We start from the raw sequence: 20,982 nt of genomic DNA, 5'->3' as shown, positions 1-20,982 counted from the left end.
AATATTCGTTGTGTAAATAACCCTACGTATTGCGTTAGGGTATTGTAAAAATACCATCAGATTATTCCAATTGGCATACCAAGACTTGGCTATTTGTGGATAATGTTTATCCCATTTGTTGGAAAAAGTCTCTAATGCCATAAGTGCTTCTTCTTCAGTTACTGATGTATAAATTGGCTTTAAATCAGAAGATAATGACTTTCTATCTTTATACGAGACATACTGCAAGCTATTCCTAATTTGGTGAACGATACAGAGTTGGTGTTCTGTTTTAGGATATACAGCAGCGATTGCCTCGGACATACCTGACAAATTATCTGTACAAGCAATGAGTATATCCTGCATACCACGATTTTTGAGCTCTGTCAAATTACCCAACCAAAACTTAGCTCCTTCATTTTCACTCATCCACAGTCCTAAAACATCTTTTATCCCCAATCGGTCTATACCTAACGCAACATAGACCGACTTATTTATAATGCGTTTATCTTGCCTAACCTTAACTACAAAACAATCAAAAAAAACAATAGGATAGACTGATTCTAAGGGACGATTTTGCCATATCTTAACATCTTCAATAACCGAATCTGTGATGTTACTTATCAGACTTTCACTAACTTCTGCCCCATATAACTCTTGTATTTGAATCTGAATATCTGATACACTCATCCCTTTTGCATATAGAGATAGAATCTTATCATCTAAACCAGGAATTCTTCTTTGACGTTTAGGTAATAAAACAGGTTCAAAAGTAGAGGATCTATCTCTAGGAACTTCAACAGATATAACCCCATTATCAGTGATAACTTGTTTGCTAGATGGGCCATTACGAGCATTATTTGAATCACTACGGGAATACTTATTATACCCTAAATGATTATCCATTTCTGACTCTAAGGCTTTTTCTATAAGACGTTTACTTAGTTCTTTGAGTAATCCTCCTTTCTCAAAAAGGGTCGATAAATCTACTCCTGATTCTACTAATAAATCTATCGCTTTGCTTATACCATCTTGAGAACTTACTTTCTTTTTCATACTTTTAAAGAATAAAAATTAATGTATTTAATACAAAATTTACAAATCTTAAAAAATATTTACACACTTAAAAAGAAAGACTCCTTTGCCGAAATAAAGTCAATTTAGGAACCAAAGTAATTAAAAATTTATCATGAAAAATTTGTCTTTTAACATAGTTCGTTTAATCTCTTTAATATTTTTAAAATCATTGATAAACAAGTAGTTATATTTTATTGTTCTAAAAAACGCTCTATAACTATATTATCAATACTTCTACCTTTTCCATTCATTGATATTTTAATACCATACTTTTTTAACAATTGTATGTGATTATGACTGGTATATTGACTTCCATGATCGCTATTAAAGTATTCTGGAGCAGGATATTTACTAAGGGCTTCTTCTAAAACCTCTGTTACAAGTGTTGTATCCATGCTATTGGACACTTTATAGCTCAATACAGCCTTACTATGCCAGTCTATTATAGCTGCAAAATAGATAAATCCATTGTTAGTTTTAATATAAGTTATATCACCGCTTCAAACTTGATTTGATTGAGGTACATAAAGACGCTTGGTCTGACCAGAAGAAATCCAATACTTATCTAGTAAATAACCATGTACTTTATCTTTACAAGTTTTAAAAGAAGTAGAAACCTTTTTACGAGGATATACAGCAGATAAACCCATTCTACGCATATAATCTAGCACACGATTCTTTCCTATATACAGACCATCTTCTAATAACTGGTTATATATATAGCGATATCCGTATTCTGGATGATTACTATAAATATCAGCTATCTTATTGATAATATCTCTATTAAAAGTATCCTCTACACTAGATTTATAATATAGAAAAGAACGGTTAATGGATAATAACTTACACTGTCTTGCCTTAGGTAGATGAGCAAGCTTGGATTCAACAAGCCCCTTTTTACTTAATAAGTCCAAGCTCTTTAGCTTTCCCACTGCCCAATCTCTTTCAACTGTAGTTTTACCTAATGCCTTGGCTAAAGCATCATTTTCATCCTTAAGATGAGCTATTTCATCTTTGTATACACTAACAACTTTGGATGGGTCAAAGGCCAAAGAGGCATTCTCCATAAACTGATGTTTCCAATTTTAAAGTGTTTTGGTTGTTACTCCATACTTGGACGATAGCTCTACTAACGTTAATGCTTCTTTCAATAAATCTAAAACTATTTTAGTCTTCTCTAATGAACTAAATTTTCTGACCTTTTTTCTTCCCATTTGATAAAATCCATTTTGAAACAATAAAACTATTAAAATAGGAAACATTTTAAACCATTCTTTGTCCAGTTTTTTCGGTCCATTATAGTCGCATTCATGTTGGTATTAGATACCGTTCTTAACGTTCCATCCCCAGCTTTTTTATCTTAAAAACTGAATAGTTCGCCGGCCATTAAATCCCGTGTAAGCGACCATAGTTAACAAGATGAATCAGTTAATATAAACATCTAATAATATGCAATATATAGGGATCGATATAGCAAAGAATAGTTTTGTAGTTGCTTTTACATGAAAAGCAATTAATATTGTAATTATTTCGCTCAAAGTCAATGAGCATACTCTAGTTGGTTTCCTATGAGAGGTGGTTAGCAACTTTTTTCCATATATGGCATAAATTTTATAAGAAATTCATCAATAGCATAATATATTTCAACTAATTTTGATAGATTTAATAAGAGGTTTCTTATCCACTATACCCCAAATATATTTCCATACCTTAAAAAAAGACTTGATGATTATCATCCGCTTAATCTCAAAATCATCTTTATAGTCTATTTTTTTGGAAATGCTCAGGTTATTTACTTTATTACCTATGCATGATTGAAAGGTTCATATAACATGCATGGATCTAATAGAGCCTATTTGTGCTACTATTTCAGGTTAAACCTCTGATCCGCAAGTCAATTAACCTATAAAAAATCAGGGGAGTAGTTGGTATCTAATGACTTATTGCGCTAAGGATATACTTTGATCTACATAGGCGACATGCACAATCATATTTTTTGCTTTATTTTTTTATCTTCATGGCTTCTATATCAGGTGATTTTATTAAGTACTCCATAAAAATAGGTGGTAAAACCCTAGATACAAGTTACCCTATACAATCCATAATAGTGGATAAAAGGATCAATAAAATTCCTTATGCAAAAATAGTTTTGCATGATGGTAGCATTCAGTCGCAAACTTTTTCTATAGCCAATGATAAAACTTTTGCCATTGGTGCTGCTGTTGTGATACAAGCTGGCTATGACGATAGCTTGACACAACTGTTTCAAGGTGTAGTAGCTAAACTGGCCATCCAATCTAGGTCAACCGGCTTATCTACGTTGACCGTGACCTGTAGAGATGTTGCCTATAAGACTACTCTTGCACCCAAAACAATGCATTTTGTAAAAATAAAGGATAGCGATCTTTTTAAAAAAATCTTGAATGGATATAGTGGCTTAAGCCATAAAATCGAAGCCACTACTATTGTACATGAAAATATTTCACAACACGAAATATCTGATTGGGACTTTTTAAATATTCGAGCTGAATCCAATGGGCAAATTGTTGTGGTAAATGATGGCGTAGTCTCCATCAAGAAACCAAAACCAACTGGTAAAGGTGCTTTTACCTATACCTATGGTGTTGATTTTATTGATTTTGAAGCTGAAATAGATTCAAAAGATCCATGGTCAGCTGTTACGGCCCAGGCTTGGGACAGTACCAAGCACAATAAAGTTTCTGAAAAAGCAACTGATCCAGGCGAACAATCTATGGGCAGTATTTCCTATAAAAAATTAACCGCTGCTACCCAAGCAGGTAGCGTTACGATATCCCACAGTGGTGTACTAGATCCTTTGGAGATCAAAACGTTGGCAACTGGCTTGCTCAGCCGAAGTAGAATAGCAAAAATAAAAGGGAACGTTACCGTTTCAGGTAATGGTGCATTGCGTCATGATCGAATGATTACTATTGAAAAAGGGGCAACGCACTTTGCAGGGGATGCCTATGTATCTGGTATGCAGCATATTATATCCAATGGAAATTGGCAGACCCTATTAACCTTAGGCTTAGATGCACAGCGCTATATGCACAAATACCATGACATTGGTGCACTTCCAGCAGCAGGCATGATGCCCCCTATGCATGGTCTGCAACTCGGTATAGTCAAACAAATTACACAAGATCCTCAAAAACATGATCGGATTTTAGTCCACCTGCCGTTGGTACAAGACAAACCCAAAGAAGGCATTTGGTGTCGTTTGGCTTCGTTTTATGCCACCCAAGCATCAGGTGCTTTTTTTATTCCAGAATTGGAAGATGAAGTGGTAGTAGGTTTTGTAAATGATGATATTCGATTCCCTATTATTCTAGGTGCACTCTATAGCAGCAAACATCCATCCCCTAAGACCATTGACCCTAAAAATGCTTTTAAATCTTTTGTTTCTAGAGAAAAATTAGAATTTACTTTTCATGATGACAAAGACGGTCCTGAAATCATTATTAAAACGGCTAAAAAAGGGCTTATTCAGCTATCAGATAAGCAAAAAAGTATTGAAATAGTCGACCAGAATGGCAATAAAGTTGTTTTAAGCCATACTGGGATCAACCTAAGCAGTAGTAAAGACATTCATTTAAATGCAAGGGGGAGTATCACCATACAAGCCGGAAAAGATATTGTACTAAGTGGCATGCAAAATGTAAACTTGAAGAGTATGAACATCAATGCACAAGCCTCCATGAAGGCTACCCTAAGCGGCAATGCCAGTACCGAAGTAAAATCTGGTATGGCTACTATTATAAAAGGTACAACTGTACTGATCAATTGATAAAATTATTTTGTAGATTTTCTACTATTACATCATATATCATTGCATGATATACAATAATTAGCACACTATGCCACCTGCAGCTGTATTATTAAATAAGCACATATGTCCCATGGTCACACCAGGCGTTCCCCCTGTTCCCCATGTTACTGGAGGAATGATTGTATTGGGTTGTCCAACGGTTTTAATAGGAAAGCTCCCTGCAGCAAGAATGGGAGATACCATGCTTTGTAATGGCCCACCTCCCCATCCAGATACCATTGTAAAGGGCTCTTTAACCGTTTTAATAGGTAGTAAACCTGCTGCACGCTTAGGCGATACAACAGGTATGGGTGGAACCATACTACAAGGGTGCCCTACTGTAATAATTGGTGGATAAAATATACAAATGGATCACAAAGAAGTATATGGAAAATGAGCATAATTTTTTGGGGATAGGGTGGAAGTTTCCACCTTCTTTTAACCACCATAGCAGTACCGTAGAAATGGTAAACGGGCTACATGATATCAGAGAAAGTTTAATCATTTTAATGCGGACTAGGGTAGGTGAGCGCATTATGGAACATAAGTATGGTTGTGACCTAACCCCACTTGCTTTTCAACAATTGAATCTCAACTTGGAAACATTTATGGTAAACAATATCAAGCAAACCATTACAGAACATGAACCTAGGGTAGAGGTCCTTGATATTCAATTGACCAGTTCCAATAAAGAGGAGGGAACAATTGATATTCAAGTGAATTATAAAATTAAACACTTAAATATAGAAGAAACCATCCAATATGGCTATCATCCTGTATTTAATAAATAATATCTTGCCCATAAATAGTATGTAAATAGATCGTTAACAATCAATTAAATCAGATATATAAAAAGTCAGTATACAGCCATATAAATAGCCTCTCTATTGTTGTTCTGCTAGCTGTACTTTATTCACTATAACTTTAAAATCAGCATTATTTATAGATACCTACTATGGAAAATAGTCCACAAGACATTGACTATCCTTTCTTAAAGGAACAAGGGATTGCCTACATACAACAGTTAGCAGGAAAGAAATGGACAGACTATGGAGACCATGACCCTGGGATCACCATTTTAGAAGTATTGGCTTTTGCGATTATGGATCTCCAATATAGAACCAATTTTTATATAGAAGATATTTGGGCCAAAGATCCTGATACAGTAGCCCATACCAATGAACAACCATTTTACAAAGCTGAAGAAATTCTGCCCTGTAATCCGCTCACCCAGTGGGACTTTTTAAAAATTGTACTAGATGTTCCAGGCGTAAAAAACGCAAATATCTTTTTAAGTGATGGACCAAAAGAAATCAAAGGCGGTTATAAGATTTTTGTAAATTTGGAAGAACGCATCCGTCATACCCCACAAGAGCAAGAAGTGTTGCAGGTCATTCAGAAAAGATTATATGGGCAAAGAAATCTATGTGAAGATTTTTTTCTTATTCAGGCCATGGAAACACTTCCTATTAGCGTTAAAGCTACCTTTGAAGTAGCCCATTGCTTGGGGTATGAAGAGGGCGAAACAATCATTGCTCAGATATTATTTGCTTTTCAAGAATTTTTGTCACCCCGTGTTCCTTTTTACAGCATCAGCCAATTGCTAGATAAAGGCAGAACCATAGATCAAATCTTTACAGGGCCATTGCTCAACCAAGGTTTTATAGATCAAGAAGAGTTAATCTATCTGAAAAGCAAATCGATAATTTATGCAGTTGAACTTTTAGAAGCAGCCACTAAAATAGCTAATATTAAAAATGTATTGAACTTTGATCTTTTTATTCATGAAAAAGAGGGAAGAACAAGCAGCATTACCATACCCATTTTACCAGACCGGTCTTTCGTACTGGATCTGCCACACAGTGAAATTATCCTCCATTATAATGGCCTACCTTTGACGACAAATTGGGTAAAAGTACTTGATATACTGGAAAATATGAAAGGAAGAGGTACTTTAACAAAAGTCTATTTACAAGAAGAGGATGTTTTTGTGCTAGAAGGAAACTATAGGTATTTAGAAGACCATGTTTCCATACAGCACGATTTTCCTTTACTGTATAATGTAGGCCACGAAGGATGTACTCCATCTGAAACAATTGAAAACCATGCTAAAGCAAAACAATTAAAAGGTTTTTTGATGTTTTTTGACCAACTTTTTGCCAATTATTTGGTTAAGTTATCCAATGTCAAGCACACTATGGCCATCTATAGCGAACATTATAACAAGCCCAATAGCAGGTTACCCTTGGAGGTGCCCCGCATGCACACCATTATCAAACAACCTACTAAAGCAAGTGATCCAGGTAATGATCTTGATTTTGTAGTACAAAAAAAGTATCTAGATATAAAAGATACAATAGCCTCTCCATCTCTTGGAGATCAAGTAGAAGGGGATGAAACGGCCTATTGCGCCTACATCAATAGTACATTGGAAAGCGATATTCGAAGCTTAGACAAGCGATCAAGGATGTTAGACCATTTATTGGCTTATTTTGCAGAACGATTTACCATTTACTCACTCTTTCACTATCCTAAAAATGAAGCAAAACAATTGGATGGGTTGAATGCCAATAAAGCACTTTTTCTAAAAGATTACATTTCCATCAGTAGAGATAGAAACCGAGCGGCCCATATAACAGCCCATTCGGTCAACAACTGGATTGATTATATACCATCTGGTTTTAAGCGACGTATTTACCGTAATTTAGGCATTAAAAGTTTAAAAAAACGTCTTTTTCATCAGGTGGTTAAGCATAGTATGTACTTAGAAAAGACGGCTATGCAATATACTTTAGATCTTTTCTTAGGCAACCATTCGCAGACAGAAAACGATGAAATGTTTATGTTTAAAGGGAAATATGAAAACATACAATCCTTAGTGATGTCCTATGCCATCGATGAAAAACATTACAATATTGTCAAAAAAGCCAATGGGGTGCATAACATTCTACTTTATGTAGATAAAGCAAAAACGCAAACCATTGAGCTCATCACCGGTGCTAAGCCCATGATGCAGATTGAGCAAGCAGAAGCTGTTGTACAACAAAGCTTAGCATTGTTTAGATCATTGAATGAAGCATGTGAAGGATTTCACTTAATAGAACATATTTTGCTTAGAAGTGGAGATACATTAACCACAGCAGAAGACCCTTATTCATTTACCATGACCATGGTTTTCCCTGCGTGGCCAGCTAGATTTCAGCAATCTGTATTTAGGCATGCCATAGAAGAAATGGTTATAATAGAAGGACCTGCCCATATACTTACCAATATTTTGTGGTTGGATTTTGGTGATATGGAAACTTTTGAGCAAGCCTATAAGACATGGATAGAATTGAAAATGGATCCGACTGCTGATAAAATAGCAGTAGATGAAGCAGCCAAACTACTCATGGATCTGATAGCGCTTTATAATAACAAAACCACGCCATAGCCATAAAGCAGTATAGCCTCCATCCATTGCGCGTAGGACCATGTTATTGTATCTATCGAGCCATTCCATTATATTTAAGACAGCTTCCGGTATTATCCAATGATCTATAGATCCAATCTAGTTATGTCTTTTATAGAAGAATTTAAAAAATTTGCCTTTAGAGGCAATGTAATAGACCTTTCCGTAGGGGTTATTATGGGTAGCGCATTTGGTAAGATGGTTACTGCAATAGTAGAAGATCTTTTTATGCCTATGGTCCATCCACTATTGGCCAAAGCAGATCAACATTGGTCATCCATAGTCATTGGTCCAGGTATTAAAATTGGCCATTTTGCGGCAGCGGTGCTCAACTTTTTCGTCATTAGTTTGGTCGTTTTTGTTTTAGTAAAAATGCTCTATGGCCTTAAAGAATTGGAAAAAGCACCTAATGCAGATGGCTCTACGGAAAGGCCAGAAATAAGAGATGCGCTTAAAAAGTAGCTTTACAGCCGTTTCCCCAATAAGGCTATTGTAGCGCCCGAATAGCCATCAGCTCATTGTTCCGCTCTATGAACCAGAAGCCATTCCATACCATATACCATTTATGCACTGCCATTCATTAGACTTAGATCAGCTTAGTCCCAAAGATTTTATTATTATAAAGGGAGCCAGCATACATAATCTTAAAAAAGTAAATGTAGCCATTCCACGCAACCAGCTAGTAGTCGTTACAGGATTATCCGGTTCGGGCAAATCTTCTTTGGTCTTAGATACCCTTTTTGTAGAAGCCCAGCGTATGTATATAGAGAGCGTCAGCGCCTATGCGCGCCAGTTTCTAGGTAAAATGGAAAAGCCTCCAGTGGATTCAATTCAAGGTCTTTCTCCAGCTATTGCCATTCGGCAAAACGTTACCAATAAAAATCCCCGTTCTACCGTAGGTACCCTTACAGAGCTTTGTGACTATCTCAGTTTACTCTATAGCCGTATAGGTACAACCTATTCTCCCATCAGTGGACAACCAGTTAAAAAAGATAACGTTTCCGACGTAGTAGACTACATTCAACAACAGCCAGAAGGTACCAAAATTTGGATCCTCTATCCCATAGTAGTCGCCGATCAAACCGCCTTAGTAAAAAAATTAAAAGTCGAACAAGGCAAAGGATTTACCAGAGTCATGCAAGGGAATGCACTTTTTTGGATAGAAGAGCTATTGGAAGGAAATACTTTTCTCTCGTTAGAGCAGCCCATTTATGGGCTGGTAGACCGTATGATCGTCACCAAAGCCGATCAGACCTATTCCTATAGAATAGCAGATTCTGTTCAAACCGCCTTTTTTGAAGGCATCGGCCATCTGGTCGTAGCGCTTATTGGAGGGGTGCAAAAATCTTTTTTAGATCGATTTGAATTAGACGGCATCCCTTTTACCCTACCTACTCTTTCCTTTTTTAGTTTTAATACTCCCCATGGCGCTTGTAAAAGTTGTTCAGGCCTCGGGCAATTGATCGGCATAGACCCCTGTAAAGTAGTACCCAACCCAGCGCTTTCCCTGCTAGAGGGTGCCATTGCCCCCTGGACGGGTCCCATTATGCGTAAGTGGTTGCTTCCCCTTTTCGCCCTCCATGAAGCCCTTCATTTTCCCATTGACATTCCCTATAGCCACTTGACTCCAGACCAACAAAAGCTGCTATGGCAAGGTCATGGCGATTTTATAGGTATTGATCGATTCTTTGATTTTTGCGCTACCCAAACCGATAAAATACAATATCGGGTTTTGCTATCCCGTTACCGCGGTAAAACCACCTGTTTGGCTTGCCGAGGCAGCCGTTTACGTGCAGATGCCCACTACGTTAAAATCGATAACCATTCCATGATAGACCTATTGTTGATGCCCATTCACGACTTAATGCCTTTTTTTGATCGATTATCCCTTACGCCACGCCAAGCAGCCATTGCCCAAAGAATCGTAGTAGAAATCAAAAATAGGCTCCATTATATGGCCCAAGTTGGCTTAGCCTATTTAACCCTGAGCAGACCCATTGCCACCCTATCTGGCGGAGAACATCAACGCATTAAATTGGCCACTGCATTAGGCAGTCCCCTTTTTGGCACCATTTACATTTTAGATGAGCCCACCATTGGGCTCCATCCCCGTGATACCGATCAGTTGGTAGCATTGCTTTTAAATTTAAGAAATCAAGGCAACACCGTTGTAGTCGTAGAGCATGAAGAATTGGTCATGCGTGCCGCCGACACCCTTATTGAGATAGGTCCTCAAGCAGGTGCCGGTGGAGGCACATTGGTTTTTCAGGGTTCCTTTCAAGCCTTGCAGCAAGCGACCACCCATACCGCCCAATACCTCAATGGCACCGCTACCATTCCATTGCCCAGTTGCAGACGCACTTGGCACCATGCGCTACATATTCAAAACGCCACCCTGCACAACCTACATCAGGTCAGCGTCACCATTCCCCTACAAGTATTAACGGTCGTCACAGGCGTCAGTGGATCAGGTAAATCCACGCTTATCAAAGAAGTGCTTTATCCTGCCTTAATCCAACACCTGACCAAGTCTTCAGCCCTTTTAGGGCAGTCCGCCCTTCCATCTATCCTATTGGGCGGCGATCTAGCCGCCATTCAAGGCGTAGAGTTGGTCCACCAAAATCCATTGGGCAAATCTTCCCGTTCTAACCCCGCCACCTATTTAGGCCTCTATGATTCCATTCGAGACCTTTTTGCCCAAACCACCACCGCCCGTTCCCGCCGCTATCAATCAGGTCATTTTTCTTTTAATTCCGAAAAAGGGCAATGTCCCGACTGTCGAGGAGAAGGTCAGCAAAAGATAGACATGCAATTTATGGCAGATATTTACCTACCCTGTAGCCGTTGCAAAGGAAGTCGATTTAAAGCCGAAATAGCTGAAGTAACCTATGCTGGCCAAACCATTGTCCAGGTACTCTGCATGACCGTAGACGAAGCATTGCTTTTTTTTGCCGATCAACCCCTTATGGTCCATAAATTAAAAGTTTTGCAAAACGTAGGGTTGGGGTATATCCAGTTGGGACAATCTTCCAGTTCCTTAAGTGGAGGAGAAGCCCAGCGGCTTAAGTTGGCCTATTATTTAGAAAAAGAATTAACCGATCAGCATCTATTATTTATATTTGATGAACCCACTACGGGCCTCCATATGCACGACGTAGCCCAATTGTTACAAGCCATTCACGCCTTAATCGCCCAAGGCCATACTGCCCTCGTCATTGAACACCATATCGATGTAATCAAAAGCGCCGATTGGCTGATTGACCTAGGCCCTGATGGAGGCCAGCAAGGCGGTAAAGTCGTATTTACCGGTAGACCTGAAGCATTGCTCCAACAAGAAGGCAACCATACCGCCCATTATTTGAAACAAAAAATGTAACAAATAGTTGGATGGTATTTTTTTTTGTATTACCATTGTTGTAGCAAATCTTTTTTTCAAACGGTTTTGATGCAAAGCTGTGCATGCTGCAAATTAGCGGCAGTGAAAGTGGCCTATTTGCATAATATATAATTATATACTATATTTATTGTATAGGTCCATTGCAATAGCGTACTATTACCTGTTTAACACATTGGTTAGGTTACATTAAATAATTAACATTAAAATTAAGTCAAAATGGTTTATAAAAAAATTAGAAACAACATCCCTTCTTTATCCAGTTTATTATTAGCTGGAGTATTACTAGGTAGCAATTGTACCGACAAAAAAAATACAGAAAATGTAGCTGGAGGACAGACAGGAGAAAATGCGCAGAACGTTGCTGAGGGAGAAAAACCTAAGGATGCGTCCGGTAAGCCGCTTACTCAAGATTACATAAAAGTAGTTAAGGACATATATCACTATTTGATAAGTATTGCGGGAATAGAACGTTTAGGTAATAGAGTTTACCAAGTTAATCCAAGCGACTTTACAGGCGCGAATGCAAAAGACAATCTTAATAACCTCTGTAACTCTTTCTCTAATGCTCCATGGTCACAAGTTTATCCTATTGATCCTGAATTGCAAACTGTTTTTCAAAGTCTAGTAGGCATGGAATTCCGTTCTGCTCGTTCTATGAAAGGAATTAGACATAAATATGCTTTTGGTTGCGCTCTTACAGAAATTATTGATGTATGGTCAAAATTCTCTGACATATATAAAGATACCGTGAAATATACCCATCAGGGTGCATTAAGTAGCAATATGACGGACCTCTTACATAAGTTAGATAAGTATTATGCTGAGTTAGAGCTTGACACAGTTAACTCAAAATTTAGCGCACATCGTAAATTTTTTGATTCCAATGACGTTGAATTTCTTACTAAGGATAGGTTAGGTAGGTTTTTAACTGGTAAAACAATAAATGATGAAGACAAGACACATCATGTGGCTGATGCATTAAAAGTATCTTTAGGGCCCGTATGGGTTATGGGTAAAGCAGTTGACGATGTAAATCTTACTGAAGCCCTAGATAATGTTAAACATAGGGGGTGCGCTATAAGTAAAAAATGGCGAATTCAGGGTGAAACTCAAAGTCCTGCGCCAGAAATTCCAGTCTTTCCAATTTCTAGTAAAATAACTAAGGACTTTAAAGACGGCATGGTATTAGATCTTCCAAGCGATCAATCATACAAAGATATCCTCACTGCACCTGTTAAGCAAGATCTTCAATGTGGTCATCTTCTTACTACATTGTTTAATGGTGATGTATCATCAGTGGACTTTATTAAATTTGAACCTCATGAAACTGCAGTAAGCCAGGATATTCCATGGATCCAGCTTGAAGGAAATAATACAACATTTAGGATCCTGGCAGACCAAGCTACAAATTTTCAAACTGGCGTTTTTGTTACAACTTTAGCTCAGCATATAAACAATGGTAAGACTGGATTAAGCAAATTATATTGTATCCCAGATATAACCAGTATTGAAAATAGCATTCTGGAAGGTATCAAAGACAAATCTGAAGAATCAGTTAATAAAGAATCAACCTACCAAAGTGGCGAAATCAAACTAGAGCATATTGCGGGAGGCAGTAATGCAAGTAAGTTACTTGTTAATCTTGGAAAGATATTCGGATTAGTTCATGTAAATGTAAATAAAGAGTTCTTTGATTCTCTATCTGCACTTTTGTCTAATGAAGATTTCTTGACTTCTAGTGCAACTATTGAGCAGAAAATTGCTTTTGTTATTCTTAAAAAACTTTTTGACTATCAAAGTGGTCTAGAAGGCTCTAATGCTGCGCCTATACTTGTTTCTAAAAACTCAGGTTCAGTTAAAGATCTTATCGAATTGGTTCAATCAGAAATTAAAAGAGAAGCAAATTATGCTGTTCTTTACAAGGAAGAAGATAAGTATCAACCTACACATGTAACCCAAAAAATTGCAAATTTTATAACGAGTATCCATAAAAAATTGCAAGAGAAGCGTGGTCATGCATATGTTACATATAAAGGTATTTCGGACACGTCTAAATCCAAAGCTTTTAATATTGAAACGGTTGTTAAAGCAATAAAAAAAGACTATTCATCTATAAGAGGCATTCTTACTGCTCGAGTAGAGGCTTTGGTTAAAGAAGAATCATTTAAATTAACAAATGAAAACTTCAAAAGGTATTTTCCTGGTCAGCCTTTAAATAGCCCTCATGTTAATCATATTAATAACATGAAAACGGAATACATAAATAAAAATAAAAGTCAAAATAATGCTTAGCATCTAACTGTCTAATTATTGATCCTATCTTTTTAGGTTTAATCTTCCCAATGGAGAACTAGCAAAAGCTAGTTCTCCATTTTTTATATCTACTTATAAAAAATAAAACCTTATTTTTTTATATAGCCTATTCCCTAATTTCAATAGTCCTTTCCCCAATCTCTTTCCACTGTATACCATTACATAAAAATATTTTATATATTGGTCTTTTTATTTGTTTATGCAGTAACCCTGCTGCCCATTGTAGATGGTTGGTAGTTGTTGTGTTATTCTGTTATCAAAAAAAGTCTTAGGCCCATAGCAGTGACCCGTATGGTGCAGAGAGTGAAACCATTTAAACCATGCAATCTAAATCCATTAGAGAAAAATTCCTCCAATTTTTTATACAAAAAAAACACCTCCATCAATCTGGAGTGGGTATTGTCAACAAAGAGGACCCCTCTTTGTTTTTTGTCAATGCCGGAATGAATCCCTTTAAGGATATCCTTTTAGGCAATCAACCCATTATTGCCCCTCGTGTGGTTACGGTACAACCCTGTTTACGTGTTTCCGGTAAACACAATGACCTTGAAGAAGTAGGCGTCGATACTTATCACCATACCCTTTTTGAGATGTTGGGCAATTGGTCCTTTGGCGATTATTTTAAAAAAGAGGCTATCGACTGGGCATGGGAACTCCTAACAGCCGTCTATCACCTGCCTAAGGAACGCATCTATGCCACCATATTTGGAGGAGATGTGCAAGATGGCTTGCCAAAAGATGATGAAGCTGCTGCCCTTTGGGGCCAATACCTCCCGGCTGACCATATTCTTTCCTTTGCCAAAGCAGATAATTTTTGGGAAATGGGTGCACAAGGCCCCTGTGGTCCCTGTTCTGAAATCCATCTGGATATCCGTTCGGATGCCGAATGTAAGGCGCTACCCGCTGCCCAATTGGTGAATACAGGCCATCCCCAAGTCATAGAGATTTGGAACTTAGTATTTATGCAATACAACCGACAAGCTTCTGGCAAATTGGTAGACCTGCCCCATAAACACATTGATACCGGTATGGGGTTAGAGCGATTGGCTATGGTGTTACAAGGCAAAACATCTAACTACGATACCGATATTTTTATCCCACTGATTGAGAAAATAGAGCAGATCGCTGGTAAAAGCTACCAGAAAAGTACTACTATTGCAGTAGCCATGCGGGTCATTGCAGACCACCTCCGTGCAGTAGCCTTTGCCATTGCCGATGGCCAACCCCCTGCACAGGCCAAAGCCGGTTATGTGATCCGCCGTATTTTACGTCGTGCCATGCGCTATGGCTATAGCCACTTGGCTATAAAAGAACCTTTTATCCATCAATTGGTTCCTGTTTTAGCTGCACAAATGGAAGGCGTCTACCCCAACCTAACCAACCAACAAGGCTATATCGCACAACTGATTCAAGCAGAAGAAACTGCCTTCTTAAAGACATTAGGAACAGGGTTGCACCGCTTTAATCACCTAGATCCAAGTAAGAGCTACCAAGGGGTAATAGCAGGCAGTGTAGCTTTTGAGCTTTATGATACCTATGGGTTCCCTTTAGACCTTACCCTATTGATGGCCAAAGAGAAGGGACTGATGGTAGATGAAGCCGGTTTCGAACAAGCACTCCAGGCCCAAAAAGCACGTGCAAAAAAAGATGCCACCATCTCGCAAGGCGATTGGCAAATGGTCCATCCATCGGCTGAACCCTCTTTTGTTGGCTATGATCAATTGGAGGTTACCACCACTATTGTACAATGGCGTACCTTTACCAATAAAACAGGCATGGTCTATCAATTGGTATTATCCGCTACCCCTTTTTACCCAGCAGGAGGGGGGCAAGTAGCCGATACAGGGGTGATTCGATCGGGTGCAGAGTCTATTCCAGTGGTAGATGTACAAAAAGAACATGGCTTAATCGTTCATACCGTTGATCAGCTGCCGGCTCAGTTGGCGCTACCTGTAGTAGCACAGGTAGATCCCCTCCAACGTACTTTGGCTGCCAACAACCATACTGCTACCCATCTTTTACAGGCTGCTTTACAACAACTATTAGGTAGCCATGTAGTCCAAAAAGGTTCCTTGGTGACACCTAATCTATTGCGCTTTGATTTTGCCCATCCTACCAAGTTGTCTACTATACAAATAGAAGCAATTGAAGCCATTGTAAACCAAAAAATCAGAGCCAATATACCCTGTCTAGAACAACGTAGCCTTCCACTGGCTGAAGCCAAATCCATGGGCGCACAAGCGCTATTTGGTGAGAAATATGGGGCAACCGTACGGGTTATTACCTTTGATCCTACCTACTCTATAGAGCTTTGTGGCGGCACCCATGTAGCCCATACTGGACAAATTGGCTTTTTCAAGATCATCCATGAGAGCGCTATAGGTACAGGCATACGGAGAATAGAAGCCCTAACCGCCCGTAGTGCCGACCATTTTGTCACCCAACAATCCGCTGCTTTAACGACAGTAGCAAATCTGCTCAAACATCCTAAAGACCTCGTGCAGGCAGTAGAAAAGTTGGTCTATGAAAAAAAACAGCTCCAAAGGCAGTTGATGGGCTATGAAACCAAAGCGGTCCAACAAATCATCCAACAGTTGTCCCACCAATTGGAACAAGTCGGTGACCTCTACCTACTGATTCAAACCGTCCAGCCACCCCATCCCCATGCTTTGCAACAGATTGCTTTGCACTATAAAGGCAAATATCCCCAAATATTTGTCCTATTGGCCGCTATATTTGAACAACAAGCCCATTTAGTCCTATCGGTATCCGATCCGTTGCTCCCCTACAACGATGCCCATCAGATCATCCAATCTATAGCCCCTTTTATTGGTGGTAAGGGAGGAGGGCAACCTTTTTTTGCAACTGCTAAAGGCAATCAGCCCGCAGGTATAGCAGCTGCATTACAAGCAGCAAGAAAAACTTTCATCATGTCCCATCCATCTAACCGTTGAATGACAGCTTTTTTGCCTATAATTGTATCCAAAGTATAGATCGCAGCCATCTATACCGTATGAAATTTTGTGTATGATAGCAGAATTTTTTAAATTTCCCTTAATGGCGTATAACTTCTGGGCAATGCCCTTTAATAAGACTATTTTAACTTATGGACCAAAATATACTAGATATTACAGATGCGCAGTTTGATAAAGTAATCAGCCAGCATAAACTTGTTTTAGTGGATTTTTGGGCGCCTTGGTGTGGCCCTTGCCTACAACTTGCGCCTGTAATAGAACAGATTGCTACCATCTACAAAGGAAAAGCATTGGTTGCCAAGCTTAATATAAGTGAAAATAGTCAAATCCCTGCTAAATATTTTATCAGTACCATACCTACTATGTTGTTTTTTTATGAAGGTCAACAGGTAGATCGTTTGGTAGGAAATCTTCCTATTACACAAATTCAGCCCTCCTTGGACAAATATTTGCCTTAGTAGGCTGTTTTTTATACAGCTGGTTCCAAAAAGTGCTTCTATAAAGGCTTGTTTGAATTGATCCTACAGGGTAATGTATCTTAGAGGTAATTTATTTTTATCAAAGGTTATATTGGCCTTTTTTTGCCCTTAATCTTATACATGCAACGTTACGATAGTCTATTATTCGCGCGCATAGCTGCCCATGCTATACCCAGTACTACCCTTCATGTAAAAAATAAAGTAACTTTTTCCATGGGAGGATGGCGTATCTTTATGATCAACGGTAAACTATTTTAAGTAGAATTTTTTTCCGAATCCAGTCAATAGATATTTTTTACCCTTTTTTATCCATGCATCCTATTACTAAAAATCTAAAAAGCTTTATCCTCCATTTTATAGCGCCATTCAAATGGTATTTCATAGCCATGGCTTGTTTTCGAATCTGTTTTGTACTTGATAATTTGGTGGTCCCCTATGCCTTTAAAATACTCGTCACACGACTTACCGCATTAGACAAAAATAGAACAGATAGCTGGATAAAACTAGCTGGTCCGTTGATCCTTTTGTTAGGGATAATTGGGCTAATAGAGGTTTTATTTCGTCTATTTGACTATATGAAAGTCAAAACTATTCCTGATTTTGAAGCAAAAATACGTACATGGATTGTACGCCATTTGCAAGGACATTCTTACCAATTTTTTACAGCCCATTTTTCCGGTGATTTGGTAAAACGAATCAATGATTTAACCGATGGCATCAGTCAAGTCATGATGATTATTATTTCTTCATTTTTGCCTACATTTTGCACCATGTGCGCAGGTGTTATCTCTTTTACCTGTATACATCCGATCTTTGGTGGCGTATTAATGGTTTGGCTGATACTCCATACCGCTACTTACTTTTTTTATTCAAAAAAATGCAGCCAGGGTGTAGCATTACATGCAGAAAAGGTAAGCCGCTTGTCTGGTAGTATAGTAGATGGCTTTACCAATATATTAAGTATAAAACTTTTTGCACCTAAAAATCAAGAAATTGTTCATTTATTGGCCCCACAAGCAGCAGAAAAAGAAGCACATAAAAAAGCTTTAAGGCTGATCATGCGCCTACATTTTATCATTAGTGGTCTTTCTATGGGCTTTATGGGCATAGGAATGATCGCTTATGTAATCTATTATTGGCAACTGGGTAAGCTTTCTATTTCTGAAGTTACCTACATTTTTTATGCTGGTAATAATATTTGTAATTTGGTTTGGGTCTCTGTAGCAGAATTTCCTGATTTCTTTGAAGAAATTGGCTATTGTCAACAAGCATTAAAGTTATTACAAAAAGAACATGCCGTTCTAGATGCACCCAACGCCTCTGTACTTAAATGTCAGTCAGCTGCTATTGCATTTCAAAACGTTTCTTTTTCTTATGGATCAGATAACCCTATATTCCAGAATCAAACCATTGCTATAGCGCCTGGTGAAAAAGTAGGATTGGTAGGTTTATCGGGCAGTGGCAAAACTACTTTTATCCATTTATTGTTGAGGTTTTTTGACCTCAATGAAGGTGTAATTACCATTGATGGGCAAGATATCTCCACCGTTACCCAAGCATCATTGCGTGCTGCTATTTCTGTTATACCCCAAGATACCACGCTTTTTCATACCTGTATTTTGGAAAATATCCGTTATGGACGTAGGGAAGCAACAGATGATGAAGTGATTGATGCTGCTAAAAAAGCAAAGTGTCATAATTTTATTATGCATCTATCCAAAGGGTACCATACTTTAGTTGGAGAAAGAGGGTCAAATCTTTCAGGTGGGCAGCGTCAACGGATCGCGATTGCACGTGCTGTATTAAAAAATGCCCCTATTCTCATCTTAGATGAGGCTACTTCTGCATTGGATGCCATTACTGAAAATGAAATACAAGAAAGCCTTTCGACCATTATGGTCGATAAAACCATTATTGTAATTGCCCATAGACTAGCCGTTTTGGCGGAAATGGATCGATTGTTGGTATTTAATAGCGGTAAAATAATTGCCAATGGCCCCCATAAGACGCTTTTAAAGACCAGTCCTTTTTATGCAAATATGTGTAGGTTACAGTTCGATGGCATGCATGCACTATAAAAGCTACGAAAAAAAATTATGTATTGAGTTGATTGGGTCAAAAAATTACCAAAAAACATTGTATCAGTTATAACGGAAGTTTGTTTTGTATAGTTATAAGGGAAGTTTGTTTTGTATACAGCTGGTTCCAAAAAGTGCTTCTATAAAAGTGGGATTAGGAAGTAATCGAGTGTGTCTCTGTTCCTGCTTGTAATTTTTCCGCATGATCTGCCACACGTAAAGCTTTGATCATATCTAATATGGCGCCATCTAGTATAGCCGTTAAATTATGTTCCGTATAGCCAATCCGATGGTCTGTTGCACGGGCTTGGGGGAAATTATAGGTTCTGATTTTATCTCCCCTTTCTCCATGTTTAACCATAGACCTTCGTTCTATACCAATAGCTTCCTGTTGCTTTTTAACTTCCATATCATAGAGGCGAGAACGCAATACCTTTAAAGCTTTTTCATAATTTTTAATTTGTGATTTACCATCTTGACAGGATACCACAAGTCCAGTAGGTATATGGGTGAGGCGAACGGCTGAATAGGTAGTGTTTACCGATTGACCACCTGGGCCAGAAGAACAAAAAGTATCCTTCCGTATGTCATTTAAATCTAAATGAACTTCGACTTCTCCTGCTTCTGGCAATACCACTACACTAGCTGCTGAGGTATGTATACGGCCTTGTGTTTCCGTAGCAGGCACCCGTTGTACACGATGTACGCCAGATTCATATTTCATTAGCCCATATACATCTTCACCAGCTATGGTACAAACAATCTCTTTCCAGCCACCAGCCGTACCTTCTATGGTATATACAGTCGAAAAATTCCATTTCATTTTTTCAGCAAAACGTTTGTACATTCGAAAAAGATCACCTGTAAAAATGGCGGCTTCATCTCCACCAATACCAGCTCGAATTTCCAAAACAATGTTTCTGCTGTCATTCGGATCACTTGGGGTAAGTGCTTCACGCAATTGGCCTTCTAAATGGAGTTTTTTGTCTAGAGCAGCCGTTAATTCTTGTTTGGCAATTTCACGAAAGTCTTCTTCTTTTTCAATATTTAATACCTCTTTTGCTTCTTTTAGATTTTCTAATACCTGTTCATAGTGGTTGTATAAATCGACAATTTTGGATAGCTTACTATATTCTTTATTGAGTGCTGCATAGGCCTTTATATCATTTAAGGCCTCTGGTTGATAAATCGCTGCTTCTACCTGAAGAAACCGATTTTTAATAGATTTTAATTTTTCAATCATATGATCCTGATAGATCCAAATATAGCTTATAGTACTCGGTTAAAATATTTTATGCACCATCCATTTAGCTGTGTAGGTATATTACAAAAAGATGTATTAAATAGGTATTTTTGGATAGTTGCTAGAAGCCTTGTCTGGCCTAATCAGCGATAAGTAGGATT

15 protein-coding genes and 2 pseudogenes are annotated in these 20,982 nt (G+C 38.2%); 11 read left to right on the top strand and 6 right to left on the bottom strand.

Features of this window, described 5'->3' with window-relative positions:
* From ACRRVB_RS00205 to ACRRVB_RS00185, 5 genes and pseudogenes are all read right to left on the bottom strand, one after another.
* Positions 1-1,035 (bottom strand): IS256 family transposase (locus ACRRVB_RS00205; RefSeq protein ID WP_432466024.1); only part of this gene is annotated, 1,035 nt, incomplete at its 3' end.
* A gap of 162 nt (positions 1,036-1,197) precedes the next feature.
* Positions 1,198-1,547, bottom strand: a pseudogene (locus ACRRVB_RS00200) (transposase); the annotation flags it as partial.
* A 9-nt stretch (positions 1,548-1,556) separates the two neighbouring features.
* A complete protein-coding gene (locus tag ACRRVB_RS00195; RefSeq protein WP_432466023.1) occupies positions 1,557-2,123 on the bottom strand; it encodes an IS3 family transposase in 567 nt (188 codons plus the stop codon).
* A gap of 18 nt (positions 2,124-2,141) precedes the next feature.
* On the bottom strand, positions 2,142-2,270 hold the full coding sequence (locus ACRRVB_RS00190) for a hypothetical protein (protein ID WP_432466022.1): 129 nt from the start codon (positions 2,268-2,270) through the stop codon (positions 2,142-2,144).
* A 285-nt stretch (positions 2,271-2,555) separates the two neighbouring features.
* Positions 2,556-2,737 (bottom strand): annotated as a pseudogene (locus ACRRVB_RS00185) (IS982 family transposase); the annotation flags it as partial.
* Positions 2,738-3,073: 336 nt separating this feature from the next.
* On the opposite strand from ACRRVB_RS00185, the gene vgrG reads away from it, so the two are divergent.
* From vgrG to ACRRVB_RS00130, 11 genes are all read left to right on the top strand, one after another.
* Entirely contained in the window at positions 3,074-4,864 is a 1,791-nt protein-coding gene (vgrG, locus tag ACRRVB_RS00180) for a type VI secretion system tip protein VgrG (protein WP_432466021.1), read from the top strand.
* 70 nt (positions 4,865-4,934) lie between these two features.
* Positions 4,935-5,243 (top strand): PAAR domain-containing protein, encoded by a 309-nt coding sequence (locus ACRRVB_RS00175; RefSeq protein WP_432466020.1) that lies wholly within the window; start codon positions 4,935-4,937, stop codon positions 5,241-5,243.
* Entirely contained in the window at positions 5,236-5,676 is a 441-nt protein-coding gene (locus ACRRVB_RS00170; protein ID WP_432466019.1) for a GPW/gp25 family protein, read from the top strand. Before ACRRVB_RS00175 ends, ACRRVB_RS00170 begins: the two co-directional genes overlap by 8 nt.
* A 164-nt stretch (positions 5,677-5,840) precedes the next feature.
* Positions 5,841-8,318: a hypothetical protein gene (locus ACRRVB_RS00165; protein WP_432466018.1), complete on the top strand. Its 2,478-nt coding sequence runs from the start codon at positions 5,841-5,843 to the stop codon at positions 8,316-8,318.
* Positions 8,319-8,441: 123 nt separating this feature from the next.
* The gene (gene mscL, locus ACRRVB_RS00160; RefSeq protein ID WP_432466017.1) at positions 8,442-8,798 is read left to right on the top strand and encodes a large conductance mechanosensitive channel protein MscL; all 357 of its coding nucleotides are present in this window, start codon (positions 8,442-8,444) and stop codon (positions 8,796-8,798) included.
* A 103-nt stretch (positions 8,799-8,901) separates the two neighbouring features.
* Positions 8,902-11,712, top strand: coding sequence for an excinuclease ABC subunit UvrA (uvrA, locus tag ACRRVB_RS00155; RefSeq protein ID WP_432466016.1), 2,811 nt, complete (start codon positions 8,902-8,904; stop codon positions 11,710-11,712).
* Positions 11,713-11,949: 237 nt separating this feature from the next.
* A complete protein-coding gene (locus ACRRVB_RS00150; RefSeq protein ID WP_432466015.1) occupies positions 11,950-14,025 on the top strand; it encodes a hypothetical protein in 2,076 nt (691 codons plus the stop codon).
* Between the two features lie 341 nt (positions 14,026-14,366).
* Entirely contained in the window at positions 14,367-17,000 is a 2,634-nt protein-coding gene (gene alaS / locus ACRRVB_RS00145; protein WP_432466014.1) for an alanine--tRNA ligase, read from the top strand.
* A 152-nt stretch (positions 17,001-17,152) separates the two neighbouring features.
* Positions 17,153-17,479: a thioredoxin gene (gene trxA / locus ACRRVB_RS00140; protein WP_432466013.1), complete on the top strand. Its 327-nt coding sequence runs from the start codon at positions 17,153-17,155 to the stop codon at positions 17,477-17,479.
* A 141-nt stretch (positions 17,480-17,620) separates the two neighbouring features.
* Entirely contained in the window at positions 17,621-17,758 is a 138-nt protein-coding gene (locus ACRRVB_RS00135; protein ID WP_432466012.1) for a hypothetical protein, read from the top strand.
* A 53-nt stretch (positions 17,759-17,811) separates the two neighbouring features.
* Positions 17,812-19,578: an ABC transporter ATP-binding protein gene (locus ACRRVB_RS00130; protein WP_432466011.1), complete on the top strand. Its 1,767-nt coding sequence runs from the start codon at positions 17,812-17,814 to the stop codon at positions 19,576-19,578.
* 154 nt (positions 19,579-19,732) lie between these two features.
* On the opposite strand, the gene prfA is transcribed toward ACRRVB_RS00130, so the two are convergent.
* Positions 19,733-20,821, bottom strand: a complete 1,089-nt coding sequence (gene prfA / locus ACRRVB_RS00125) for a peptide chain release factor 1 (protein WP_432466010.1) — start codon at positions 20,819-20,821, stop codon at positions 19,733-19,735.
* Between the last annotated feature and the right edge of the window lie 161 nt (positions 20,822-20,982).

The organism is Candidatus Cardinium hertigii, assembly GCF_050864855.1.
GTDB classification, from domain to species: Bacteria; Bacteroidota; Bacteroidia; order Cytophagales; family Amoebophilaceae; genus Cardinium; species Cardinium hertigii_C.
Note: the sequence above shows the minus strand (reverse complement) of the source record. Positions and strands in the feature narration are given on the sequence as shown.